Raw genomic sequence first — 25127 nt, 5'->3', positions numbered from 1 at the left:
AATTAACGCTGAAATGAAGAAATATGGTGTTTTTTAATGTAAATAAATGTCACAATGGTGTGACACGGTGCTTGATACTTTGAGATAAATGGCGCTAAAAGAGGGAGAATTGTTGTGATTGAATTCCTTTCTTTCTTTTTTCACTTTCAAAACCAAAGGATGAGAAAAATTTGTCTGTATCTGGTGCTCTTAGGTGCACTGATGGCTTGTGACAGGAGTACCAAAAAGGAAAGCGAAGCGGCCCTCCCACCCCTTCAGACCCTGCCTTCCTACCTGAGTTTCCGGGTCAATTTCCCGGTGGGTGAGTTGGAGGATGGTGTGAACCGAGTGCTCCCCAAGCTCATTCTGGATGATGCCCTTCCCCTGAAAGGAAAGGGAGATACCCTTTTTCTGAAAGTGGAGCGCAAAGGGAAGCTTAACCTGGCCATAAGGAAGAATGAAGTCTTTGCCTCGATCCCTCTGGATGTGGAAGCCGGCATTAGTAAGAAAGTACTTGGTGTGACTTTTTCCAATGCCGATGCGCCTGTAAAATTCAGTGGGTTACTCAAGGCATCGGCCACTGTAGGCATAGATGAGAACTGGGATATGAATGTCACTTGTGAGTACAAGGGTTTTGATTTGGGGGAGAGCTCCAAAATATCCATCATGGGGATGACCTTTAATGTGGAGGGAACCATCGACAAGGCGTTGGAGGAGCACGAAGATCAGCTGTCTGATATTATTTGTGGGGCCCTGAATAAGGCGGTGGACTTCAGAGGTACTGTGGAGAAAGTATGGATGGATTTGCAAAAGCCCCAGCGCATAGCGAAGCGGCCTCAGGAGTTGTGGTTGTACTCTAACCCGGTTGCCCTGAATGGCACACTGGTGCCGCTGGAGAAGGACACGCTATCGGTACATGTGGAGTTCCGTACCAAAATCAACATCTCGCCGATCAAACGAGATGTGGAAGTAAAGGTGCCGCTGACCAGCAGAGGGGAGCCACTCAACACCCGGGCGGCATTGCTGGTGTACCCTGAGATCAATTTGCCTTATGACCTACTCTCACAAACTCTGAAGCGAGAACTTGCCCAGCATGAGTTTATTTATGAGGCATACAAAGTGCGGGTAACAGATGCACAAATCATGCGTGAAGGTCAAAAGCTCAAGGTGAAGCTGACCACTACCGGTGATCTGAATGGGATAGTGTATGCCACGGGGCGGCCAGTACTGAATGAGGATCGGGAGCTGGTGCTGGAGGGATTTGCTTACGAGATAGATGCGGATGATGAGTGGGTGGCCATGACCGACTGGGCAGTGCACGAGTTTGCGGAGCGATATGTAGCCGAGCAGGTGAGAATGGATATGCAGCCCTTTTTGGAAGATCTGGATGAACTGATTATGACAGGTCTGGACAAATCACATCTGGCAGAGAAACTGGATCTGCAGATTGGTTTTGATGAAGTGACTTCTTACCAGCTGCGGCTCACAGAGGATGCCATTCAATGGATTTTTTATCTGGAAGGATGGTCTCAGCTGAACCTCAAAAAAGGGCTTTTCAAAAACAGAGATTAAGTTTTACAGTTTGTCCAGGCAGTTGATGGCCACAGGTACGATGGCGCCCTCGGGCAGACTTTGGCAAGTGGCATCTGAGGAGGAGTCATATTTGAACCCAAAGAGGAGTGTAATCGCTATGGAATAGCTGCCAGCCTCAGGTTTCCTGATTTCCACATTGGTACTGTTTTTTACAGGCTGAAACCACACCTTTTGGTGTGTGAGAAAAGTGTCAGCCAAAAGCATCCATTGGTTATCCCAGATACCATCGCCACATGAGGTGCCAAGAAGTGAAACTACCTGGAGACATTCAGTTCCCTGAGGAAGGAGGGCCAGGTACGGGTCTACCCGTATTCTTTTGAGACTCTTGGCGTTGATGACAGAAACGCTTGTTTCTTCTAGAGCTACGGAATTGATCAATGCTGCATGGATATCGATGTTGATGGTATCTCTCACTACGGCCTCACAATTGTCTCCATTTGAATTGTGAAAAAGATAGACGGACACATTATCACCCGTCGTATTTCCGTTCCACCAGGTATAGAAAAGATGCTCGTTGCAACCTCCGGAATATTCCACGATTACTTTCCAGGTGTTTTGAGACGGAGTGATGCCTATGATCCGGTACGAATCATTGGGGACATCTCCCACGTCATGATTCGGCCCCAGATAATTGATGGCATTATCCGTGATTTTGTCAGTTGTATCCAGAGTGCTTTCCAGGCAGCTCCAAAACATCACACTCAGTAGCAAAAGAAGAATAGGTTTCATTAGTTGTATTTGCTTTATAGACACGCTATTTGATAAGACCGTTTAAAAGCGCACAATTAATTGGAAGATCAAATGTTGTATTAAAGGAACAATATGTACCTGAATAGGTTGCTATGGTATGAAAAAGAAGAGAAAAATAAGATCAATTATTGTTTTTTTGCTCCTTTCCACGGTGTTTTTTGGGTGCGAGAAACTGGATTTCACTCAGTTCACCATGGATTATACCTCAGAATTCACCTACAGTGGGGGGTTGGGCACCGCCATTCCATTTACTGCCCGCACACCGGAAATTTCTTCTAATTCTTCTTCTACCTTTTCTGCTAACAATACCAGGAAGGACAAGGTGGAGGAAGTCAACTTACAGTCGATGAGACTCGAGATTAAAACCCCGGCTGACGCTGATTTTGACTTTTTGAATGAAATCACCATTTCTATCAATGCAGACGGGCTCAGCGAAAAGGTGATTGCCACCAAAACTAACATTCCGGAAGAAGGACTCACCTCGCTCGAAATGGACGTGGAAGGATCGGTCAATCTCAAGGATTATGTGACCAGTGATCAGTTTACATTTAAGACCACTACCAAAACCGATAAGACCATCAACAATGACATCACAGTCACCATCAAAAGCGTCTTTTTCGTGGATGCCAAAGTTTTATAATCTACTTGTCGGGTTGAAGGTTGAGTTTTTTTAGGAGCTGATCCCGCCTCTTTTGAGCCATTTTTCCATGAGTGATCATCACGGGTGGATAGAGCATGTAAATGAAGCCCGATACTGTAAAGTTGTGCATTCCGAATAGGCCGGATAAGGCAATAAGCGCAGACAGGAGTGGAATGATGCCCATTAGGAGGTTGGTACGGAGTGCCGCTTTGGTCTCGTGAATTTCATATTCGTCCAGTTCCAGCTCAGAGCTTATTTTCAGCGCATGACGATACATCAGACTGATGGTAAAGAATATGCATGCTGCTCCTAATCCATACAGCATCATGAGGGTGGGTGTGTCTTCTAGTTTAATTACGGAGGTGAAAAGTTGTTGGAATATTTCTCGATCCGAGGTGAATAGCCCGACATACAGATCAAAAAGGATCTTGAAGAGAAATTTGAGTGGATAGACGTAAATGAGGATCAGAAAAATCAGGAAAGTGTTGAGGGTAATGATGCGTGAGTCCTGCAATCCGTAGCGAAGAAAAAAGATATAATGCTGGTACCAGATGACCATTACCAGTATGACGCACAGTCCAAAGGGGACCACGTCGCGCATGGATAGCCACAACTCTTCAAAAGTATTGGGAGCGGAAGTTGAGAGGACGATGAGGGTGATGCCCAGTGCAAAAGCAGCGTCTGTGAAGGCTTCTACCCGCGTTTGATTTTTTCCTCTGTATCTGAAATAAGGATCCAGACCGACCTCCTGATCTTTCATCAGTTTTCTCATGATGATTCAAAATAGCTAAATATTGCCAATGATATACACCGACGATCAACTTAATAATCGAGTTAGGACGCGGGAGTTAGAGTCTAATTGTAGATTTTCATTCAAATTTTAAAACCAGTGATTCAAATGCGAGGAATAATTGTATAATTTTGGCCCTCTCAAAAGATCGAGGTGTAGCGCAGCCCGGTTAGCGCACCACGTTAGGGACGTGGGGGTCGCTGGTTCGAATCCAGTCACCTCGACTAGCAAAGCCAACCTGTTTAGGTTGGCTTTTTGCGTTTTATGGCCTGGCTGAGAACCAGCGGGGGGTTGGTTCGAAATCGGAGCGCAGCGTAGATTCACGAGGGGGTTGCGCGCATGGCTGTGCGTATGAGTAATCCAGTCACCTCGACCAGCAAAGCCAACCTGTTTAGGTTGGCTTTTTGTGTTTTATGACCTGGATGAGAACCAGCGGGGGGTCGGTTCGAAATCGGAGGGAGGTGTTCTCCTAATTACTACTCACCCTACAGGTGTTTTTAATGTACTGATCTTTGAGGACAAAGGTCTTGGTGTAATTCATCGCCAGTCGGCTGGTGGTCAGTTGACAATTGAAGCTCATTTCATCTCCATCCTTGATCAAATGTATGTTTGAAGAGGGTACTTGTGCGGGCTCACAGGTTATTGGTCTGGAAAAATCTTCCAGCCGGTTGGTAGCTATTCTGTTTAACTCACTTAAAATATCTTTGATCAAGTTTTTACTAGAAAAGAGCTCTTCCAACTCCTCCTGATCGGTAAATTCGAGATCGCGTCCGATCACCTTTCCTGAACGATGGATGACCAGTGAGTCAATTTCAAATTCATTTCTAAAGAAGGTATGTACTGTGGCCACTTTCACAAAGTTATTGTCAAGGCTGAAGTCTAGTTGCTTATAAAAGTCCTTGAGGGCCAGGTCTTTCCTGATGAAAGAATCAATCGGAAGCTCCCTTCTGTCATACCAGATTTCATGTTTTTGGTATTCGTAGCCTTCTATGATTTTTCCCTTGGGGTCTTTCTCACTCATACAGCGGGCATACATATTCACTTCGGTAGCAGAGTAGTGGAATCCATTTCTTTCCCTGAAAAAAGGAATTTTATATCCTTCCTTCAGTTCCCATTTGCCCTGATACTTATAGCATGGATAATTGCAGTCTTCCGGTAAGTCATCCAGTTTAACATATGGATTGATAAATGCCGTTTCGAAAGTCCATTTGAGCATGTTGTCCCTGGGAGACTTCTCAGAGTCTGGTAGCTCCTGATAGCTGCCAGGTCGCCAAATGATTGTCAGGATGAGTAAGAGTACGACAAGCACGGTGGCACCAAGCCAACCGGGGTGCTTTTTCCAATCTCGGGTGCCACCCAGCTTGCGTCCAAGCTCAGATTCTAGTTGCACCACCATCAAGATCCTGTCTATGCTTTGGATGGCACGCTGATATTCCCCTGCGGTGGCCGATTCGTTGATCAATCTGGAAAACTGTGCATCACTATATCCAAGCTCCCGTGCAATTTCAGAATTGCTCGATTTCTCGAACCTCTTATGGCTTTCATCAAATTTTCCAAAGAGTTTCTTGAGCTTATGGATGAAATCACTGTAGAGTTCCGTCATTATGGTGTAATTCTAATAAATTCCTGCAAATAGGCTCCGATTCTTTTTGGCCGGATTTGTTGAAATCGCATAAAATTCCTTGAAAAAGGATATAATCTCTCAAAGTATGTATTTCGCAAAAAAATGCCCCTATAATTACGAATCACTCATTTTCAGACCTATGCGAATGCGATATATTATGAATATGTTGCTTTCGAGGGCTGCTGGCGAGTGGTTTTATACTTTTTATCAACCAAAAAATGACACCTATGCCAAAAAACAAACTAATTCTAATCCTCTGCGCCTTGTGGCTATCCAGTCTGGGGGCAATTGCGCAGCAGACCATCAGTGGTACTGTGAAGGACCCGGATGGTGAGCCTATCATAGGGGCCACTATTATGGTAGAGGGCACCAACTACGGAACCACTTCAGATGTTGATGGCAGATTTAGCATCAAGGCGCAGAATGGTTCATTCCTCACTTTTAGTTTTGTGGGATTTGAAACCCTCAGGAAAACGGTCAATGGGCCTGAATCGATTGATGTATCCTTAGAGATTGACCTGGAAGAGTTGGATGAGGTGATTGTGACAGCATTGGGTTTCAAGGAAAATCGTGATAACCTCGGGTATGCCAATTCGGTGGTCAATAGTGAATCCGTGAGCAAAGCTGCTGAGAGCACTCTGCTGAATTCGCTCTCAGGAAAGTCTTCTGGGGTGAGGGTTTCCCGAAACTCTGGAGACCCGGGTGCCGGGGCGTACATTCAGATACGTGGACTGTCTACGATCACGCGTGATGCCCAGCCGCTGATCGTTGTAGATGGAGTGCCTATTAGCAACGATGTGCGTGGCAACGGTGCTGGTCGAATAGCCCAGCAGTCGAGGCTGAATGACATCAACCCCAACGACATTGAGAATATTACGGTGTTGAAAGGTGCATCGGCGGCAGCACTATGGGGCACTCAGGCACTTGGAGGGGTCATCATGATTACGACCAAGAGTGGCAAATACAATCAAGACCTGAAAGTGACTATTAAGTCGAGCTATTCAGTAGATCAAATCAATCGGAAATACCCGCTCCAAAACACTTTTGGTCAGGGCAACGATGGTGTGTATAATGGTCGGGCACGGGATTCCTGGGGAGACAAAATATCTGAAAGGGCTGGCGGACAAGACGAGTTTGAAACTTCTGGCGAGTACTTTGTGGATCAGGATGGCAAAATCTGGTACCCGATCAGTGACAAAAAATCTCAGGAAACATACGATGACTCCAATTTCGATCAGGTTTTTCAAAATGGTCATTTTCTCGAAAACAACATTAGCTTGTCCGCAGGGAATGCTAACAGCACTGCGTTCTTTAGCGTGAGCGATCTGAATCAGGAGGGAATTATTCGCAATAATTCTGATTATCGGAGAACGAGCGTAAGATTCAATGGTGAGCACATGCTCAATGAAAAATTTAGAATAAATGCTAACCTGACTTACGCCAAAACTAATTCTAACAGGATAAGAAGAGGGGCGAGCTCATCAGGTCTTTATCTCGGCCTATTGCGGAATCCCACAGACTTTGATATCTCGGGGTACCGAGGAGATTATTATGCAGGGCCGGATGCGGCACCAGTGTCTAACAGACACAGGTCGTATCGGGAGCCATTAGCCGCAGACGCTACTCCTACCTATAATAATCCGCTCTGGACCATTAATGAACAAGAGAATCTGGCTACCGTCAATCGTTTTATCAATACCCTGAAGCTGACTTACTCACCCACAAGCTGGATTGATCTCATCGGTCGGGTGGGCATAGATCATTATAGTGAGGAAAGACAGGAGTTCAATACGCCCGGATCTGCGGCCGGAGAATACCGCACAGGCACTTTCAGTTCCAACCTTGCCTCCAACCTTATTTTTAATATGGATTATATCGCCAAGGCAACCAAATCCATTGGTGGTGATTTTGATTTGTCCCTTCTGGTTGGTTTCAATTTTAACCATAAGCAGCTGAAAGTAGATGGCAGTGAGATTTCTAACTTTATACAATTTACTGATGTGGCCAGCCCCACCAGAGATATAGACAACGCCCTGCCTGAGAACAGAACGGTAGAGAGCTCCTTTGGACAGGAAAGAACGGTGGGTTTATATTCCTCCATGACGTTTTCTGCATTTGATGCCCTCTTTATCAATGGAACCATACGGGCAGAATCTGCGTCAACTTTCGGTAGCCAGGCAGATAATACTTTTATTTTCCCTTCAGTATCGGCGGCATGGCAGTTTCATCAACTGTTGGACGTGGAAGGCGTTTCTTTTGGTAAGCTTCGCGCATCTTATGGTGAGGTGGGTGTGCAGCCTGCCCGGTATAATACCAGCAATGTATTTGTGTCTCCTACTTACTCTGATCAATTCGGTGGTGGGCTCAACCTGGGACTCTATGGCAACGGAGGTTTTGTTCCAAGCACTTCTCGTGGAAACCCTAACCTTCAGCCAGAAAGAAAAAAGGAATTTGAACTGGGAGGCGACCTGAGGTTCCTCAAAGACAGACTTTCCCTGAGTGCAACTTATTTTCAAAACACTACCGAAAATGTGCTCCTCGATTTTCCTATTGCAAATTCAAGAGGCTACGATCGGATTTATTCGAATGGCGCTGAAATTGAAAATAAAGGAGTAGAACTTGACCTGGGTTATACCATTATTGAGACGAAGGATTTTGGTTGGCAAGCCAATGTAATCTACACGGATGTGCAAAACAAAGTGACAGATCTGGCCGGTGTGGAGTCCCTCGCACTAGGAGGATTGGATGCTGTAAACAACCGAGCGGTGGAAGGCAAGTCACTCGGAGTACTCTGGGGATCCAGAACGCTCAGAGATGATGCCGGAAATATCGTCTATGACAAAAACGGATTTCCAGAGCAGGATCAACTGGAAGGCGTGATCGGTGATCCTAATCCAGACTGGCAAGGATCTGTGTCCACCACCATTCGCTACAAAAACTTCGCACTTTCTGCACTTTTTGAGACATTTCAGGGAGCAGATATCTATGCAGGCACCAAATCTGTCTTATATGACCTGGGCCGATGGGAAGGGTCGGCAAAAGAATCAATGTCAACACAGAATTTGCTGGATTACAACGGTAACGTTATTCCGATGGGGACAACCTTCCGGGGAGTGGTACATGATTTCGGCGCAGGGCCTGTGGCCCTCACAGAACCCTGGTATCTGGGAGATGGCGGATTCTTTGGCAATGGAAATGATGAACTCTACATCGAAGATGGTTCGTGGACCAGGTTAAGAGAGCTTGGCCTGAGTTATCAAATGTCTAATTCATTTCTGAAAAAACTCGGGGTGAAATCCGCAGAAATCTCGGCTACAGGAAGAAATCTCTTCCTCTGGACCAAGTTTGAAGGAAATGATCCCGATACCAATTTGAACGGAGTGAGCGCTGCCAGGGGAATTGATTACTTCAATAACCCCAGCACAAAATCCTATGTATTCACCCTACTTCTCAACCTCTAAACGATAAAGACATGAAATTACCTAGCATATTCATATTATCACTATTGGGCGTGGGCATTCTGATCTCATGTGAAGGACTGGTGGAAGGCCTAAACGATGACCCCAATAACCCTACAACAGCATCTTATCAAAACATCCTTACAGGTGCGGAAGTGGGAAACATCATTTTACAGACAGGTGAAACAGCACGAAGGGCTGGTATCTTCTGTGGATATTATACGGGGATACAGCGGCAGCACCAGGGGTTTGACTCCTATACTGTCACTACCAGTGACTTTGACAACTTGTGGGATGATGCTTTTGTGAACACACTTCGGAATGCCAAGGAGGCTCAGGAAGCAGCAGCTCAGGAGGGCATAGAGGGCGTTACTGCCGGGATTGCTCAGGTTATCCAGGCCATGGCCTATGGTACAGAGGCATCTCTATTTGGTGATATCCCTTTTGATGAAGCAGCGGACATTTCCATAGAGCATCCAAAGTTTGAAGCACAGGTTCAGGTTTATCAGAAAATACAATTGCTTTTGAATGAAGCCATTCTCAACCTATCCACTGGTACAGGCAGGCCTACCAGCGGATCCGACATCTTCTTCGATGGGAACCCTGATGCCTGGACTGAGGTGGCATATACGCTTAAGGCGAGATATTTCCTGCATGTGAAGAATTATGAAGCAGCTTATGCGGCGGCAGCCAATGGCATTCAGTCTATGGCCAGCTCACTCTATGCCCCGCATGGGAGTGGTGCCGATGAGTCTAATCTCACTTATCAGTTTTTTGCCGTGCAGGTGAGAGGAGCCGACCTGATCACCTCAGACTTTATGACTAGTCTGGTGGCACCAGACCCTGCTACAAACCCGCAGATCGCTAACTATCGGGGCAATACCAAGACCAACGAAACGGGGAGGTATAAATTTTATTTCCAAATTAGTGATGTAGGTACCCAACCTAATACCATTAGTGGGTTGGCCGCCCAAGAGGCCTCCGCTCCGATGGTCACCTATCAAGAAAACCTATTGATCCTGGCTGAGGCGGGCCTTAGATCCCAGAATTTTGGCATTGGCCTTAGTCATCTCAACGAGTTCAGGGCCTTTATGTCTACAGGTGGTTACCTGACTAGTGCGAGCCCTGCCGACATCCTTTACGATCCTTATGTTTCTGCTGACTTTGATAATGGAGGCATGGAAAATCCTGATGGACTGTCTTCAGAAAATGCTTTGCTACGGGAAATTCTGCAGGAGCGATATGTAACCCTTTTTGGGCAGATAGAGGGCTTTTGTGATACTCGGCGCACTTTGGGTGAGGGTACGGTGCGGGTGCCGGTGGCTCCCAATACAGGCAATGAATTGCCCCAGAGGTTTATTTATCCACAGTCAGAAATAGATAGAAATAAAAATGTGCCGAATCCCATTCCCGGGTTTTTTGAGGCCACAATGGTAAATCAATAATATTATGATGCAGTTTCGATATAGGCAGAATCTCTCTGTTTTGTTGGTCTTTTTCTTTTGTCTGGTAGCCAGCCGTCTGGATGCTCAGCCTAAGGATACCCTCCGAGTGCTTTTTGTAGGCAATAGTTATACCTACTTCTGGAACCTTCCCCAGATGGTGGCTGCGATGGGAGCATCGCGGGATTTCCCGATGATGGCAAGAAAATCCACTGCCGGTGGCGCTTCACTTAGGCAACACTGGGATGGTGAAAAGGGACTAAAAACCAGACAACTCATAACACAAAGTCAATGGGACGTGGTGGTCATTCAAAACCACAGCCTGAGCAGCATCGATACACCTGAAGAATTTTTATCCTATGGCCAAAAGTTTATTGATCTGATCAGAGAGTCAGGTGCCAGGCCGATGCTGTATGAAACGTGGGCCAGAGCATATAACCCACTGATGCAGGAAAAGATTTCTGCAGGTTATAGCGATCTGGGTAAGGTGAGCACTACGGAGGTCGCGCCTGTTGGGCAGGTGTGGGCACAGGTGAGAAGTCTGCGACCGGATTTGGAGTTGTTTCATGAAGATGGAAGTCATCCATCTACAGCGGGGACATATCTGACGGCCTGCGTTTTTTACGCCATGCTCACTGGCGAGAGCCCTATCGGTTTAGCAGATCGGATCAAAATAACAGATAAAAATGGAGAAGAGCTGTACCTGGCGATGATGAGTCAAGAGAACGCTGAGTTTTTGCAAGCGGTAGTGGAAGCTCACATCCTCAACCCAGAACACATTAAGAAATGATCAGAAAGTATAACAAAACATTTGCTTTGATTTTGGGGCCGCTCTCTTTCCTGATCATGGAGATGGTGGGGCCACCGGAGTCCATGAATATAGAAGCCTATCATGTGCTGGCCTCTACCGTCTGGATAGCTATCTGGTGGGTGATGGAAGCTGTACCGATAGCGGTGACAGCCCTGCTGCCTATTTTACTTTTCCCAATGACCGGCGCACTGGATATTGGCAGTACCACAGAGTCATTCGGGCACAAGTACATATTCCTGTATATGGGTGGGTTTATTTTGGCCATTGCCATAGAAAAATGGGGACTTCACAAACGAATAGCCTTGAACATCATTCGGATTATAGGTTCAAATGTTTCCAACATCATTCTGGGATTTATGGTAGCTACGGCTTTCCTCTCCATGTGGATATCCAATACAGCGACTTCTGTGATGATGCTCCCGATAGGCACGGCCATTGTTTCTCAGTTTAAGAAAAATACCAATGGCTCGGCACATGATGGAAATGCTCTGGGAAAAGCTTTAATGCTGGGGATTGCTTACAGTGCATCGATCGGTGGCATTGCCACATTGATCGGCACACCTCCCAATCTGGTGTTGGCCGGCATTTTGGAGGAAATCTACAATGTGAAACTGAGCTTCTTTGAATGGATGATGTTTGGTTTGCCGACTTCCGCTATTCTCACGGTGATTTGCTGGAGATATCTTACCAAATATGCTTTTCGATTTGATGAAATCGAGTTTCCGGGAGGCAAAGGGGAGATTAGAGACATGATTCGGGCACTGGGCAAAATCAGCTTTGAAGAAAAGGCCGTTTTGGTGGTATTTATCTGTACAGCGTTCGCATGGATTTTCAGGTCACTGCTCCAAAAGGTTATTCCCGGACTTGATGATACCATCATTGCCATGACTTCTGCGGTGGTCCTCTTTATGATCCCGGACAAAACAAGGTCAAGAAAACTGATCAAATGGAAAGAGGCTGTGAAACTGCCCTGGGGCATCATTTTGCTCTTTGGTGGTGGAATGGCTCTGGCCAAAGGATTTACTTCTACCGGTCTGGCTGAGTGGATTGCCAATCAAATGACCAGAATGGATGGACTTACATTGATTGTGTTGATTTTGGTACTGGTGACCATTGTGAATTTTCTGACGGAAATCACCTCCAACCTGGCCACTACGGCCATGCTTTTACCAGTACTTGCCCCTATGGCTCTGTCTTTCAATTTGCATCCATTTATGATCATGGTACCTGTAACTCTGGCAGCTTCATGTGCTTTTATGCTCCCGGTGGCCACACCCCCTAATGCAGTGGTCTTCGGGTCTGGCTACCTCCGAATTCCTGATATGATCAGCTCAGGGTTCTGGATGAACCTCATTTCCATAATGCTGATCACCATAGCTACCTATTTCGCGCTGCCTTACTTGTGGGACATTGATCCCAACCTTTTCCCGGAAGGGTTTAAGCAATTTCAAAATCTAAATAGTACTAACCTCAATCGTTGATGATCATGAAAAATATAAACTCTAATATCAAATACCTGATTGCTTTGCTGGTAGTCTCGATGACCTTGCTGACTGCCTGCACAGAGGAAGAAAACCCAGCCATCTCGAACGACCTGCGGGTGATTTCTATTACTTATAATGCTACGGCACTGGAGGAGGGTAGTGAAGTGGAAACAGAAAACCCACAGATTGAAATGGTCTTTTCACACTCATTGAACACTACGGCTCTGGAGGAGGCTTTGTCCATTAGCAATGTGACTGACTATGTGTTCAGTTACGACGAAACCAATTCATTTGTCACCATCGCATTTTCCTCACCTCTTGATTATGAGACAAGTTATACCCTCAGTTTGCCTGGAGGAAGCTATGGTGCCAGCGGAGAGGCTCTGGTAGACGACTATGCTCTTACTTTTTCCACCAAAGCATTTGTTCCATCGCAGGTCACGCTATCGGTGGATAAAACAGGCCTTCTTGAAGGAGAGTCTGCATCGATCAGCGCTACAATTAATCAACCTACCACAGTGGATGTGACGGTGAGTTTGTCTTTTGCAGGGAATGCGATACACGGTATGGACTATTCTCTCAGTGCTGAAAGTTTAAGTATCCCCAAAGGGAGCACAAGTAGCACTGTGACCCTTACAGCCATTAACGATTCGGACATTGAGGGAGAGGAGAGTGTTCAGGTTACCATTGGTGAGCTCATCAATGCCGTAGAGAGTGCAACACAACATATCAACCTGACGATCAATGATGAACTGCCAGCCTTGATCATTAAAGGGGTGATGGCGTTGCGATGGGCTACTGAAACTGACGGCAACAGCGGTAAGGCTGTACACCTGAAGGCCGTTGAGGATATTGCCGATCTTAGCCTGTATAGCCTGGGGGTCGCCAATAATGGAGGTGGAACCGACAGCATAGAGTTCAACCTACCCACTATGTCGGTATTGGCGGGTGAGGATATCCTGATAGCTCGTGAACCATCGGCGCTCGAGAGCTATTTTGAAACTACATGTTATGGGGAGTTTGAGCACACCATTCAAACCGATGAAATGAGCCAGAACGGGGATGATGCCATTGAGTTATTCAAGGGTACAGCGGTGATAGAGACTTACGGAGATGCTGATATAGATGGAACAGACCAGTCTTGGGAATATGCCGGGTCATGGGCATATAAGTTGGGTGGCAATTGGACTACAGGATTAGTTAATTGCAGCGAGGGGTCTTCCAGTACCTTGGAGTCGGACTGCATATATCCATTGTGTGACAATCCACTTATTCTCAAGGGGGTTTTGGCCATTTCGTGGGATGGTTCTGGTACCAATGGAGGAAAGGCCGTGCACCTTTTGGCAAATCGAGATATAGCCGATCTGGGAGTATATGGTGTAGGTGTAGCAAATAATGGCGGAGGCACCGATGGGCTGGAGTATTCTCTAACATCCATGTCTGTGTCTGAGGGAGATCACATTCTTCTGGCAAGGGAAGTAAACACGCTGAGCACCTATTTTGGCACCTGCTTTAGTGGATTCAATCATGTCTTTGAGACGGATGCCATGAATCAAAATGGAGATGATGCCATTGAGCTATTTGAGGGATCTACGATTATTGAGGTATTCGGAGATTCTGATGTGGATGGCACAGGTCAGCCTTGGGAGTATGCCGGATCATGGGCTTACAAAGTAGGCAGTAAATGGACCCATGGAGGGGTGGATTGTGCAGCAACATCCACCACCACTCAAAATTCTGCCTGTCCATATACTTTTTGTGATTAAAATGAAATTAAGGGTGTCTCATTAAGTGTGAATTGAGACACCCTTGGTTTTTTTTACTAAAAAACGTTCGATGAAGTTAAAATTAATGCTGCTAGTGATACTGAGCATGGCTTTAGTGTCTTGCGGAGATCAAACTCCTGCACCGAAGAACCTCATCATTATTTCTGCCACTATAAATGGAGCAGCTTTGACGGATGGGTTGTCAGGGGTGCAGATAGATTCTGAGATTTCACTTGTGTTTGATGCTTCTGTGGATTTGGACCAGCTGAAGGCTCACCTTTCCCTGGAGGCAGAGGACACGATGGTTCCGGTGGAGGTTTTACTGTCCAATGCACAGTCAAAGGCTCAGATCACCGCAGATCTGAGCTACAAGACTCAATATACGCTCACACTGTCAGTAGGAGAAATAGGAGCCAGCGGCGAATCACTTCAGGAAGGGTTCATGGTCAACTTCACCACAGCCGAAGACGAAATCATCCGCGAATTGGCTCCCTGTACTAACCTCTCGTGTATCGAGACATTGGAGGTAGAGGATCAGGGACAATCGGCAAGCTTTGACTTTTATAGCAGCCACCCCATCCTTCTGGAAAACGCTCAATGGGAAACACTTCGAAATGCTGTCATTGTGGTGCATGGACAAAACAGGGATGCTGATAATTACTTCACCTACCTCACAACTGCACTCAGAAATACGGAACTTCAAAACAATACGGTACTCCTGGCTCCATGGTTCAAAGGAGAATCCGACGCTAATGATCAGGATTTTTACTGGAATACTTCCAGTTGGCGGGAAGGGCAACCCTCCAATGGCCATGTAAGGATCAGCTCGTTTGCTTTAGTAGATAGCTTGATCAATATCTTAGTGGACAAGTCACGGTTTCCAGTTTTGGAAAAAATACTGGTTACGGGTCATTCTTCCGGGGGCCTTTTCACCCATGTTTATGCAGGGGCCAATTTCTCACAAAGCATTCATAGCGCCATCGATTTCGAATATGTGGTAGCTAACAGTCAGTACTTGTATTATCCCAATAACTATCGATACAATGAACAGGCCGGAACCTTTTTTGAGCCGTCAGATTGTGCAGGATACAATTACTGGCCGCTTGGCTTTCAGAGTGCTCCATCTTATCTGAATGGACTTTCCCCAGAAGACTTCAATGGTCAGTTTGCTGGCAGAAAAGTGGTTTACTTTTTGGGCAATAACACGAGCAACGATGGCGCCCTAAACACCTCTGACTGCAGCGCAACACTGCTTGGGTCCACCAGGTATCAGCGTGGAGAGAATATCTTCACTTTTATGAATGCTTATTATCCGGGTCAGCATGCACATACCCGTAGCATTGTGGACGGGATAGGACACGATGGACAAGGGATGTTCCTGTCACAGGAATTCTCCATACTTCTGAGCGAAAAACTCAATTAATCAACCACTAATAATTTATATAACCATGCTAGAGTTTGGTATTAAGTCCAAAAAATCGGGGCTCACAGAATCAGGAATCAAACAGGTAAAAGAGGCCTGGTGGAATCTGGATCCCTCTCAACTCACCGAAATCGCACTACAAAACCGCGAAGGGACACTTTCGGACACAGGTGCCCTCATGTGCGATACGGGTCAGTTTACCGGGCGCTCACCCAAAGACAGATTTATAGTCAGGGATTCTAAAACTGAAAATGCCGTGTGGTGGGGGGATATTAACATTCCAATCCCTCCGGATAGTTTTGACCGATTGTATGCCAAAATGCTTGGCTATCTGGCTGATAAGAAAGTCTATGTACGAGACGCTTATGCTGGAGCAGATAAGACCCATCGCATCAAATTGAGGGTGATTAATACTGTGGCCTGGCATAATCTTTTTTGCTTCAACATGTTTATCCGACCAGAGCGGTACCAACTGGAGACTTTCGTACCAAACTTTACCATCATCAACTGCCCGGGGTTCTTGGCAGATCCCGAAACAGATGGGACACGACAGGAAAATTTTTCAGTCATTGACCTGACCCGTCGGATCATCCTTATTGGAGGTACAGGCTACTCTGGAGAAATGAAAAAGGGAATTTTTTCTGTGCTCAATTTTCTCCTGCCCCTTGAGGAGGGAGTCTTCCCCATGCACTGCTCTGCCAATATGGGTATAAAGGATCGGGATACGGCTATCTTTTTTGGACTGTCCGGAACCGGTAAAACCACCCTTTCGGCTGATCCGGAAAGACTATTGATTGGTGATGACGAGCATGGCTGGACTATGCGCAATGTATTCAACTTCGAAGGAGGATGCTATGCCAAGACAGTTGGTTTGAGTCATGAGAAGGAACCCGAAATATTCAATGCCATAAAGTTCGGAGCCATTTTGGAAAACACCCGATTTTTGCCAGAATCACGCGAGGTGGATTATGACAATGTAGAGGTTACTGAAAACACGAGGGTTTCTTATCCTATTAGTTACATTCCTAATGCAGTGGAGCCCTCTATAGGAGGTATTCCGAAAAACATTTTTTTCCTGACTTGCGATGCTTTTGGGGTAATGCCCCCTATCCAGCGATTGTCAACTGCTCAAGCGATGTATCATTTTGTATCCGGGTATACCTCAAAAGTAGCTGGTACTGAGGATGGTGTGAAAGAGCCAACGCCTGTGTTTTCTGCCTGCTTCGGTGCACCTTTCATGCCCCTCCACCCAGCTGAGTATGCCAAGCTGCTCGGGCGCAAATTGGAGGAAAATCATACTAACGTGTGGCTCATCAATACAGGATGGACAGGAGGGCCTTATGGAGTGGGTTCCAGAATTAAACTCAAATATACCCGAGCCATGATCTCAGCTGCGCTTTCTGGCATTTTGGACAATGTCGGATATAGAACCCACTCGCTATTTGGTGCGGAGATTCCTACCAGCTGCCCTGGTGTGCCGGCAGAAATTCTAAGTCCACGAGAAACCTGGAAGAACGACCAGGCATTTTACCAAATGGCTAATAAGCTGGTCTTGAAGTTCCATAAGAACTTTGACCAATTCAGAGGGAATACCGGAGCGGACATTCTGTTGGGAGAACCCAAAGTGAACGAGCAGTACCAGAAGGCCTGAATATCCGAAAGGGACAAAACGTATTCTAAAATACTTGCAAAAGGTTACGGTGTACGTCGTAATTCAGGAATGTACAGGTATAAAGGAGGATTGGTGCCAGGCCTTGTCGGACCAGTGAGGTTAGTGCTTTTTTGGGATCACTAGGATCAAGCAATATTGGTGTGTGGTAACTCTATATAGTTATATTTTGTAAAGCCCAATTAATGGACTGTGAATTTCGAAAAGTAGGAACGCTCAGGAGGGTGGGGCATCCAAGCCTTGCCCGGCCGGGACAAGTGTGAATCATTTTGACTCCAATAAAATTCCAAAAAAAGGCTGAAACACGATGAGTTAAAATGATTTTTTGCGTGCGACCGGCTAGGTTGGTGCCCTTCTGTACTACCACTAAATGCTTTCTTTGTCTACGCCGCCTAGGGCAAGCAAAGAAATGAAGATAGGTAGCCAATCAGTTGGATTGAGTCACATGAGGTGCCAGATTACGGGTCACTATCCACTTTTAATACAATCTCCCCACAGGAATTCCGCTTGATCCTAATTTCCGTTTGATCGGATTTAGACGGGCACAAAAAAAGGGGGCAAGAAACTTGCCCCCAGTTTAAGATCGATCCATAACTGGTTGGAATCGAATCTTAGGATCTGGCTTTCGCCAGATCAATCACCGCCTAAAATTTACTCGCCTTTGCGAATTAATTAGGTAAATGTATGGAAAACACTTAAAAAGCAATAAGTCAAATGAATAAACGGAGCAAATTGCGTTTAAACGGGAATATTCTTTGACTCAATAAACAGGGACTCAATTTTTTGAGGGAGGTCGTAAATATTTGTTATTATTTTGCGCAGCTGGCAGCATAGAAAGATGGCGAAGAAAATTTTAATTATTGTTTTATTGACGGCTCATTTTGGGGCAACTCTTTGGGCTGGTCCTTTGGAAAAACTCCAAAAACTGATGGAAAAGGGGGATTACGAAAAAGCCGAAAAGGTGGCGCGTAAATCCCTGGAGAAGGAGCGTGTGAATCCCGGATCCAGATACTATATGTCGCTCCTTTTTTTGGAGGAGAGGTATCACCTTTATCAGGTGGATTCAGCATATGCCTACATCACCAATGCATTGTCTGATCTGGCGGTGGCGACTGAGGAGGCCAGGGAGGAACTCATGGAGGCCGGGTTGGATTCCTCAAGATTTGTAGCCCAAAGACAGCAGGTAGAATTGGCTGCTTTTGCACGGACGGAGAGCGAGATGTCAATTGCGGCTTTTGAACAATACCTGGCGAAATTCCCTGAGGCAGTAAAGAAGGGAAGGGCCATTTTCATGCGTGATAGCCTGGCGTTTGGACAGGCTTCTGAGCAGGACACCTGGCAGGCTTATGAGCGATTTTTTGAGGAATATCCACAATCCACCTTTGTGCCGGACGCACGCAGCAGGTACCAGTCCTTAATTTTTAAAGACTATACCAAAGATGATAAGCTGGGGAGCTACATCAAGTTTTTGGAGGATCATCCGGATACCCCCTTTCGGAAAATGGCAGAGGAGATCATTTTTGAGCGGCGTACCATTCTGAATCAGTGGTCGGATTACAGCTGGTTTGTGAAGACTTATCCGGCCTCCCACCTGAGAAAAAAAGCAGTGGACATGCTGTATTACCTGGGCGCTCCTGACTCCCTTCAACGGCTCACGAGTTTGCATCCGCAACCTGATTCATTACGGAGCATCGCTAGTCTGCAGGATAGGCTTCTGTTGCCATTTTTGGAAGGGAATAAATTTGGACTAATGGATCTGAAGGGAGTAACCATTATCCCGCCTGCTTATCATGAGATTTCTGAAGACTATATATGCGGGGGTATCACCAGCGATTGGCTGCAGGTGCGGGCAGACAAGACAACTGCTGTGGTCAATAGGTTGGGGCAGGTGATTGTCTCTGACGTTGAGGACATTAAAGAGATCAGCGCAGCTGTCAGGATTGTGTATCGTGATGGCGAAGGGTTTTTGTACCACAGTTCGGGCTATCAAATTTCAGGATTGACTGTTGATGATGCACAAGAACTGTCCAATGGATGGATCGCTTTTAAACATAATTATGAGTGGGGGTTGATTACGCCTGGCGGTTATCTTTTGGCCAAGCCTGGCTATACTTCTATTGCCTCTCAGGGATCATTCATCCTATTTGAATCGGACGGCCTTTTTGCTATTTCTGACGTGAGCGAGGTGGCACAGGGAATCTCTTCCGGATTGTCATTTGTATATGATGACTATGAAATGATTGGTGATAGTCTGGTGCAGGTGTTTCGGGAAGATCAGGAAAGTTTAATTGGCCGGAACCTGGAGGTATTGGTGCCTTTGGCGGCTCACCAGATCTATTTTGACGGTTCGTTTTGGTATGTGAAGGATTCCGAGGGGTATTACCTCCTGGATGAATTTCACAAGAGGAAAGCACCCATATTTGCTGAAATCGAGGTAAACGATGGGTGGCTGGCTCTCAGAAAGCCGGATGCCTGGATGTTGCTCTCACGCCTAGGTCAGGAGTCGGTGGATCTGCTGACGGGTCTCGATTCGGTCAAACTGCTATTGCAGCATGCTGCCTATGTACAAAGAGGAGATCAGGGTCAGCTTTTGTTTCAGAATGGTTTAACAAGGACGTTGGGCGCAGGTGATGCCATTAGGGTCATTGGGTCGCAGGCACGGGAATCAAAGGCGAGCTATCTGCTACTGAGTCAGGCCAAAAAACAATCAGTGATTGGTGCCTCAGGAGAGGTGATTCTGGAAACACAACTGGACGAAGTGGCTCTGCTGACGGATTCATTGTTTCGTGTGAAAAAGGGAAAAAAGATAGGCCTCATGAATACCAAAGGCAAGGAAGTCCTTCCTTTCAAATATGAAGTGATTGATGAAAAGAATGGCCTCGTTTTTCTCTTGCAAGATGGAAAGATCGGATGCCTGGATCTGAACAATGGCGTACTCCTGCCCTCTGAGTATGAGATGCGAATCCAGACATTCGGTCAGTACTATGAGGTTAAAAAAGGGGGCAAAGTGGGGCTGGTGAATGGGGCCAATAAATGGATGCTTCCGGCTGAATTTGATCAGCTTTTGAAGTGGAATGATACCACCTGCTGGGTGCGGTCAGGGACCATCTGGTCGCTTAGGACCTTTGAAAATGAAGTGGTACTGGATGCCATTCGGTCGGTGCGTCCATGGTTTTCGGTGGATGGTCAGTCTTTGGCCATCGTGGTGGGAGAAGACGGCCATGGGTTGATGACCGATACCAGGGGCATTTTGCTTCCTATGCAATACAATGACATTCTCAACCTAGGAACAGAGGAGGCTCCTTTGTTTTTTGCTGAGCAACATCTTAAAACGGCAGCCTTTTTCGTGGTAACTTATTTTGACCTGGCCGGTGAGCCCATTCGGTCTCAGGCCTTTCGCCCGGAAGAATATGAGCGGATTTACTGTGATCAGTAAATTCTTTAGTAACTTAAATGCATGACCAAAAATCGTTTTCTCGGACTTTCATTCCCTGAAAGGGCCAAGTGGCTTTACTTTAATGGACAGTTGATTACTTCCATCAGATATTATCGGCACAAAATCAATTTGTACCTGCTGGACAGGGTATATGTGGAGGTATTTTACAACAACAGCGAGGATCGTGTGGATCGGATAGAGCCCTTGGATGTGCGGTCCAAGAGGATGAATTTTTATGCAGATCAGATCAAATTACCCAGAGATCTTACTCAATAATTGCGCATGTATTTTTAAGACCTGAGGGATGACAGCCTTACTTTCATCATTGGTGATGATGTATTGAGAGCGTGCTGCTTTTTTATCTTCTGCCCATTGGGCGGCCATCATTTTTTTCACATCCTGTTCGGTTCTATGGGCATCTCTTTTGAGTACGCGACGCATCCTCAGAGATTCGTCTGCAGTCACCGTGATTATGGCACTCAGCGATTGGTACGATCCCGATTCGAAAAGCAGAGCAGCTTCTTTCAGGACATACGGAGTGGCTTGCTTTCCAGCCCATTGGTCAAAATCTTTGGCTACTGCCGGATGTACCAGGGCATTCAGGCTTGATAGTAGAGACTGATCAGAAAAGGCCAGCCGGGCAATGTGGGTTCGATTGATTTGCTGGTGATCATAGGCTTCAGTCCCGAATAAGGACACAATGCCTTCCTTTAATTCCCGATCATTGTTCATGAGCCACTTGGCGCGGCTGTCTGCATCATACACAGGAATTCCGAGGGTCTTGAATATGCGGGCTACTGTGCTTTTTCCTGCCCCTATCCCGCCAGTAATACCAACGAGAGCGGGTCTATTTCCGGACATGAATCACTTTTATGTTCTCTGGGATCACATCTATATCCATGGCTTCCTCCGGTTGGTAAACCAGGATGGCGAGTACAGTGGAGTCAGCCCGATCCAGCATGTGGAGGTCCGCCGTGATGGCAAAATCGCGGGTGCTGTAGTCCTCTTCTTTTGATTGCTGTATGGTATAGAAAATCTGCACAAAATCGGTGGAGAGTACCACGGATGAATCCTCAGGGAAATTTTCCTTTTCGATGGGAATTTGAATACTTCGTCGCTCGAATTTATCAACCTGAAACTGAATTCTAACCTGATCAGGAATACTGGAGGTGAGTCTGCCACCCTTTAGTTTCACATCGATCTCCCGATTAAAATTGCTACTGATTCCACGGCTTTCTATCCAGACCTGGTGGGATGTACCCAGCGTATCGTAGAAACTCTGTGGTCCTACCAGGATGACGCTATCCGGGGCAAGAGAAATGGGTGAGGTGATCCGGTGATTTTCTGCCAGGTCTATACCCAGGGAATCGATAAAGAGCGCCACTTTTTTCTGTCGCTTTCTTTCGATGTTGATGTAGATCGTGTCAGTGGCCAGGTAGTTGATTTTGAGCTCGTCGAGCTGATCAGACACAATCGGCATGAGCGAATTGCGGGTGTAAAATCCTATTTCCGTAGGGTTTTCCAGTACGATCTGGATAGGCGTGACATTGAACCAAAAGGTTTTTCTAAGAAGATTCCACCCTCCGCTGGATACATCTATGGACAAAGTAGTGGGGAGTGGTTGCATGATCACTACACTGTCCCGGTCAAACTGGAACTCTATGGGGTAGCTGATCCTTGCGTCGTAATCTTTGTTCAGGGCATTAAAAAACCAAAAGGTAGTCGCCCCAATGATTGAGAGCAGGACTACCTTCCAGTTGTTGAATGCCTTTAACACTTATTGGTATATTTTATATACTTGTTTATTGTGCCAATCTTTTGCTGGCATCGAGAGAGATGGATGACTTTTCAATGGTCAGCTTATTGCCTTTATCCACATCCAGGGTAACAGTGGTATCTTCTACAGAAACAATTTTTCCGTGAATCCCACCTACTGTGATTACCTGATCTCCTTTTTTAACAGCCTCTATAAACTTCTTCTGATCCTTTTGCTTTTTTTGCTGAGGTCTGATGAAGAAAAAATAGAAAATAGCTATCATGCCCGCCAGCATGATGAATTGCGTATAATTGGTACCTCCAGCATCTACCTGGAGTAAAAGTGCTTTTATCATTTCAGTTTATTCGAGATTATGAGGGATTAGCCTCTTTGGTTACGTTCGCTTTGATCTTTACCCTGTTGATTTTAGGATAGGTATTGGCCGTAATGGTTACCGTTTTGTTCTGGATACCTGGCTTGCCTATACTGTTGAACCTTACCTGAATTTCTGCTTCCTCACCTACTGCAATAGGCTCTTTAGGCCAAACTGGTACAGTACAACCACATGAAGCTGTAGCAGAAGAAATGATCAAAGGAGCATCTCCGGTGTTTTTGAATTTGAACATGTGCTCAACGATCTCACCTTCTTTGATGGTACCAAAGTCGTGGTCTTCTTCAGCAAACTCGATAGCAGGTAGTGGACCTTCTGGTTTTACCTCAGGCTCGGCAGCTTCCGGAGCTGGGTTGGCTGCAGGACGGGCAGGAGAGCCTTTAGATTCCAATTCTGCAATTTTTCCTTCCAGCTTGGCGATTCTCGATTCCAATTCTTTGTTGCCACAGCTCAGTGCTACTACGCCCAATATGGCAACGAGTAAAATGTTAATGGTATGTCTTTTCATAATAATAAAACTTAGTTTTTATTGCTAAAATCATTACAAACTTAAAGAACAATAAGGATTTTCAGGCCCTAATAATTCCTAATGATTTGTTAACGATGACCCCTAAACCTGGGTCTTTAGCCACTTGATTATTTGGTTTTGATCTGATCGATGAGTCCGTTGACGTCATCCAGAAGCTTTTCGGCTTTTACCTTGGCGTCCTTCACGATTTTTTCACCTTCTGACTTTGCTTCGTTTTCCACCATGTCTGCACCTTCTACCAGATCTTCCACGATCTCTTCAAGCCGCTTCTTATACTTGTCCAGACGATAGGTAAGTTTATCTCTGGTATTGGTGCCTTTGTCTGGGGCAAAAAGAACACCCAGAACACCTCCTGTGATGGCTCCTAAGATGAATGCAAAAAATGAATTTCCTCGACTGCTCATATTATTCTGAATTTATTTGTTGTCGATAAGTCCACGACCACTTTTTCTTATAACGCCATCCGAAGTTAGTTCGTTTGCCAATACATCCAAAATGCCGTTCACAAATTGTTTGCTTTTCGGGGTGCTGTACAACTTGGATATTTCTATGAACTCGTTGATGGTCACTTTCACTGGAATGCTGTGAAACTGCATCATTTCCGTAAGGGCCATTTTCAGGATAATTCTATCCATCAGAGCCACTCTGGAGATGTCCCAGTTTTTCACTTTTTTCACAATCAAATCATCCCATTCCTTGCTCTTCTTGAGTGTTTCGTCAAAAAGAACCTCAAAGAATTCCATGTCATCTTCTTTGTTGGTGATGACTTCTTTCATCTCATAGGATGGATCCAGGTCTTTTTCATAATCCTGAAAAGTCTTCACGACGAGGCTCTTGAGCACCGCCTTGTTTTCGGTCCAGCGAAGGTCAGACTCTGACAAGAACTCATTGATGGACTCATTTTTGAAAATGATTTTTTTGAAGAGATGCAGAATGGCTTCTTTATGCTCATCGTCCGTCGGCTGCTCCTTGGTTTGGTATTCGATCAAAACAGGGTCTGCTTTCAGAATGTCCTTGTACCAGGTTCTGATCTGATCCGCATCCTCGTCCCAGGAGATTTTCAGGTCGATCAGCCCTTTGGTGAAGGGTTCGTGCTTGGTAAGCGCATCGATGACCGGATTTTGAATGAAGTGCCACCTCCATGCACTCTCTTTGTGAATGTGGGCTTTTTCCTTCTTATCCTTCTCCAGCTTTTCTTGATGGGCAAACTCCAGAGGGAGAGCCACCAGCTTGAAATAAAGCTTATGAATATCCGCAATGTCATTGATCATGACGTTGCGAATATTTCTTTGCTCCTTTCTGAGCTCTGTATGGTAAGCCTCTATGCTTCTCTCAGCGGCATCTTTCACATCTTCTTCGGTCTCTTCAGTCACAGATCTGTGCTGGAGGTTTTCAGTGAAAAGGCGCGCCGCTGTCTTTCGACGAGCAGTGAACTTATCTGATTCGGCAAAGTCATCCTTGGCCGGGTCCGGGTAAAACTGACTTTCCAGTCTTTCTCTGACTACATCTTTCAGCGATTCCTGTGCCGTGAAATAACTGTAAAGTGCCTGCATGGCTTTGACACGAAGAATCCTACGATTAAGCAT

The 25127-nt window shown here is 45.9% G+C and carries 20 protein-coding genes and 1 tRNA gene; 12 read left to right on the top strand and 9 right to left on the bottom strand.

Features of this window, described 5'->3' with window-relative positions; translation table 11 throughout:
* Positions 1-159: 159 nt before the first annotated feature.
* The gene (locus ACHKAR_RS06870; RefSeq protein WP_395416720.1) at positions 160-1551 is read left to right on the top strand and encodes a DUF4403 family protein; all 1392 of its coding nucleotides are present in this window, start codon (positions 160-162) and stop codon (positions 1549-1551) included.
* A gap of 3 nt (positions 1552-1554) precedes the next feature.
* Here the strand turns inward: ACHKAR_RS06870 and ACHKAR_RS06865 are convergent, their stop codons facing one another.
* On the bottom strand, positions 1555-2301 hold the full coding sequence (locus ACHKAR_RS06865) for a hypothetical protein (protein ID WP_159585555.1): 747 nt from the start codon (positions 2299-2301) through the stop codon (positions 1555-1557).
* Between the two features lie 118 nt (positions 2302-2419).
* Between ACHKAR_RS06865 and ACHKAR_RS06860 the strand changes: the two genes are divergently transcribed.
* Entirely contained in the window at positions 2420-2962 is a 543-nt protein-coding gene (locus ACHKAR_RS06860) for a hypothetical protein (RefSeq protein ID WP_395416718.1), read from the top strand.
* Position 2963: 1 nt separating this feature from the next.
* Here ACHKAR_RS06860 and ACHKAR_RS06855 read toward each other — a convergent pair whose 3' ends face one another.
* On the bottom strand, positions 2964-3734 hold the full coding sequence (locus tag ACHKAR_RS06855; RefSeq protein WP_395416717.1) for a TMEM175 family protein: 771 nt from the start codon (positions 3732-3734) through the stop codon (positions 2964-2966).
* Positions 3735-3901: 167 nt separating this feature from the next.
* On the opposite strand from ACHKAR_RS06855, the gene ACHKAR_RS06850 reads away from it, so the two are divergent.
* Positions 3902-3976: transfer RNA gene (locus ACHKAR_RS06850), tRNA-Pro, on the top strand.
* Positions 3977-4221: 245 nt separating this feature from the next.
* On the opposite strand, the gene ACHKAR_RS06845 is transcribed toward ACHKAR_RS06850, so the two are convergent.
* The gene (locus ACHKAR_RS06845; RefSeq protein WP_395416716.1) at positions 4222-5355 is read right to left on the bottom strand and encodes a hypothetical protein; all 1134 of its coding nucleotides are present in this window, start codon (positions 5353-5355) and stop codon (positions 4222-4224) included.
* Between the two features lie 248 nt (positions 5356-5603).
* Here ACHKAR_RS06845 and ACHKAR_RS06840 point away from each other — a divergent pair, with 248 nt between their 5' ends.
* The 9 genes from ACHKAR_RS06840 (at position 5604) to ACHKAR_RS06800 (ending at position 21141) form a co-directional block, all read left to right on the top strand.
* Positions 5604-8837 (top strand): SusC/RagA family TonB-linked outer membrane protein, encoded by a 3234-nt coding sequence (locus tag ACHKAR_RS06840; protein WP_395416715.1) that lies wholly within the window; start codon positions 5604-5606, stop codon positions 8835-8837.
* 11 nt (positions 8838-8848) lie between these two features.
* Positions 8849-10279 carry a SusD/RagB family nutrient-binding outer membrane lipoprotein gene (locus ACHKAR_RS06835; RefSeq protein WP_395416714.1) on the top strand — a complete coding sequence of 477 codons (1431 nt, stop codon included), beginning with the start codon at positions 8849-8851 and terminating at the stop codon, positions 10277-10279.
* A gap of 4 nt (positions 10280-10283) precedes the next feature.
* Positions 10284-11066 carry a hypothetical protein gene (locus ACHKAR_RS06830; protein WP_395416713.1) on the top strand — a complete coding sequence of 261 codons (783 nt, stop codon included), beginning with the start codon at positions 10284-10286 and terminating at the stop codon, positions 11064-11066.
* Positions 11063-12568: an SLC13 family permease gene (locus ACHKAR_RS06825; RefSeq protein ID WP_395416712.1), complete on the top strand. Its 1506-nt coding sequence runs from the start codon at positions 11063-11065 to the stop codon at positions 12566-12568. The genes ACHKAR_RS06830 and ACHKAR_RS06825 overlap by 4 nt, the downstream gene beginning before the upstream one ends.
* A 5-nt stretch (positions 12569-12573) precedes the next feature.
* A complete protein-coding gene (locus ACHKAR_RS06820; protein WP_395416711.1) occupies positions 12574-14337 on the top strand; it encodes an Ig-like domain-containing protein in 1764 nt (587 codons plus the stop codon).
* A gap of 70 nt (positions 14338-14407) precedes the next feature.
* Positions 14408-15760 (top strand): Ig-like domain-containing protein, encoded by a 1353-nt coding sequence (locus ACHKAR_RS06815; protein ID WP_395416710.1) that lies wholly within the window; start codon positions 14408-14410, stop codon positions 15758-15760.
* A 25-nt stretch (positions 15761-15785) separates the two neighbouring features.
* Positions 15786-17411, top strand: coding sequence for a phosphoenolpyruvate carboxykinase (ATP) (pckA, locus tag ACHKAR_RS06810; protein WP_395416709.1), 1626 nt, complete (start codon positions 15786-15788; stop codon positions 17409-17411).
* 946 nt (positions 17412-18357) lie between these two features.
* Positions 18358-20865, top strand: a complete 2508-nt coding sequence (locus ACHKAR_RS06805; protein WP_395416708.1) for a WG repeat-containing protein — start codon at positions 18358-18360, stop codon at positions 20863-20865.
* 21 nt (positions 20866-20886) lie between these two features.
* Positions 20887-21141, top strand: a complete 255-nt coding sequence (locus ACHKAR_RS06800) for a hypothetical protein (protein ID WP_159584072.1) — start codon at positions 20887-20889, stop codon at positions 21139-21141.
* On the opposite strand, the gene coaE is transcribed toward ACHKAR_RS06800, so the two are convergent.
* From coaE to nusB, 6 genes are all read right to left on the bottom strand, one after another.
* The gene (gene coaE / locus ACHKAR_RS06795) at positions 21118-21726 is read right to left on the bottom strand and encodes a dephospho-CoA kinase (RefSeq protein ID WP_395416707.1); all 609 of its coding nucleotides are present in this window, start codon (positions 21724-21726) and stop codon (positions 21118-21120) included. The genes ACHKAR_RS06800 and coaE overlap by 24 nt on opposite strands.
* Positions 21713-22642, bottom strand: coding sequence for a YbbR-like domain-containing protein (locus ACHKAR_RS06790; protein ID WP_159584076.1), 930 nt, complete (start codon positions 22640-22642; stop codon positions 21713-21715). The genes coaE and ACHKAR_RS06790 overlap by 14 nt, the downstream gene beginning before the upstream one ends.
* 25 nt (positions 22643-22667) lie before the next feature.
* A complete protein-coding gene (gene yajC / locus ACHKAR_RS06785) occupies positions 22668-22976 on the bottom strand; it encodes a preprotein translocase subunit YajC (RefSeq protein ID WP_159584078.1) in 309 nt (102 codons plus the stop codon).
* A 16-nt stretch (positions 22977-22992) separates the two neighbouring features.
* Positions 22993-23520 (bottom strand): DUF1573 domain-containing protein, encoded by a 528-nt coding sequence (locus ACHKAR_RS06780; protein WP_395416706.1) that lies wholly within the window; start codon positions 23518-23520, stop codon positions 22993-22995.
* A 128-nt stretch (positions 23521-23648) separates the two neighbouring features.
* The gene (locus tag ACHKAR_RS06775) at positions 23649-23945 is read right to left on the bottom strand and encodes a YtxH domain-containing protein (protein WP_159584082.1); all 297 of its coding nucleotides are present in this window, start codon (positions 23943-23945) and stop codon (positions 23649-23651) included.
* A gap of 12 nt (positions 23946-23957) precedes the next feature.
* Positions 23958-25127, bottom strand: a complete 1170-nt coding sequence (gene nusB / locus ACHKAR_RS06770) for a transcription antitermination factor NusB (protein WP_395416705.1) — start codon at positions 25125-25127, stop codon at positions 23958-23960.

This window comes from Marinoscillum luteum (genome assembly GCF_044005705.1).
GTDB lineage: Bacteria > Bacteroidota > Bacteroidia > Cytophagales > Cyclobacteriaceae > Marinoscillum > Marinoscillum luteum.
Note: the sequence above shows the minus strand (reverse complement) of the source record. Positions and strands in the feature narration are given on the sequence as shown.

Bases quoted from the DNA above. Each gene is read 5' to 3' on its own strand.
- ACHKAR_RS06870 (WP_395416720.1), top strand. From the start codon at position 160: ATGAGAAAAATTTGTCTGTATCTGGTGCTCTTAGGTGCACTGATGGCT.
- ACHKAR_RS06865 (WP_159585555.1), bottom strand. From the start codon at position 2,301: ATGAAACCTATTCTTCTTTTGCTACTGAGTGTGATGTTTTGGAGCTGC.
- ACHKAR_RS06860 (WP_395416718.1), top strand. From the start codon at position 2,420: ATGAAAAAGAAGAGAAAAATAAGATCAATTATTGTTTTTTTGCTCCTT.
- ACHKAR_RS06855 (WP_395416717.1), bottom strand. From the start codon at position 3,734: ATGAGAAAACTGATGAAAGATCAGGAGGTCGGTCTGGATCCTTATTTC.
- ACHKAR_RS06845 (WP_395416716.1), bottom strand. From the start codon at position 5,355: ATGACGGAACTCTACAGTGATTTCATCCATAAGCTCAAGAAACTCTTT.
- ACHKAR_RS06840 (WP_395416715.1), top strand. From the start codon at position 5,604: ATGCCAAAAAACAAACTAATTCTAATCCTCTGCGCCTTGTGGCTATCC.
- ACHKAR_RS06835 (WP_395416714.1), top strand. From the start codon at position 8,849: ATGAAATTACCTAGCATATTCATATTATCACTATTGGGCGTGGGCATT.
- ACHKAR_RS06830 (WP_395416713.1), top strand. From the start codon at position 10,284: ATGATGCAGTTTCGATATAGGCAGAATCTCTCTGTTTTGTTGGTCTTT.
- ACHKAR_RS06825 (WP_395416712.1), top strand. From the start codon at position 11,063: ATGATCAGAAAGTATAACAAAACATTTGCTTTGATTTTGGGGCCGCTC.
- ACHKAR_RS06820 (WP_395416711.1), top strand. From the start codon at position 12,574: ATGAAAAATATAAACTCTAATATCAAATACCTGATTGCTTTGCTGGTA.
- ACHKAR_RS06815 (WP_395416710.1), top strand. From the start codon at position 14,408: ATGAAGTTAAAATTAATGCTGCTAGTGATACTGAGCATGGCTTTAGTG.
- pckA (WP_395416709.1), top strand. From the start codon at position 15,786: ATGCTAGAGTTTGGTATTAAGTCCAAAAAATCGGGGCTCACAGAATCA.
- ACHKAR_RS06805 (WP_395416708.1), top strand. From the start codon at position 18,358: ATGGAAAAGGGGGATTACGAAAAAGCCGAAAAGGTGGCGCGTAAATCC.
- ACHKAR_RS06800 (WP_159584072.1), top strand. From the start codon at position 20,887: ATGACCAAAAATCGTTTTCTCGGACTTTCATTCCCTGAAAGGGCCAAG.
- coaE (WP_395416707.1), bottom strand. From the start codon at position 21,726: ATGTCCGGAAATAGACCCGCTCTCGTTGGTATTACTGGCGGGATAGGG.
- yajC (WP_159584078.1), bottom strand. From the start codon at position 22,976: ATGATAAAAGCACTTTTACTCCAGGTAGATGCTGGAGGTACCAATTAT.
- ACHKAR_RS06780 (WP_395416706.1), bottom strand. From the start codon at position 23,520: ATGAAAAGACATACCATTAACATTTTACTCGTTGCCATATTGGGCGTA.
- ACHKAR_RS06775 (WP_159584082.1), bottom strand. From the start codon at position 23,945: ATGAGCAGTCGAGGAAATTCATTTTTTGCATTCATCTTAGGAGCCATC.
- nusB (WP_395416705.1), bottom strand. From the start codon at position 25,127: ATGCTTAATCGTAGGATTCTTCGTGTCAAAGCCATGCAGGCACTTTAC.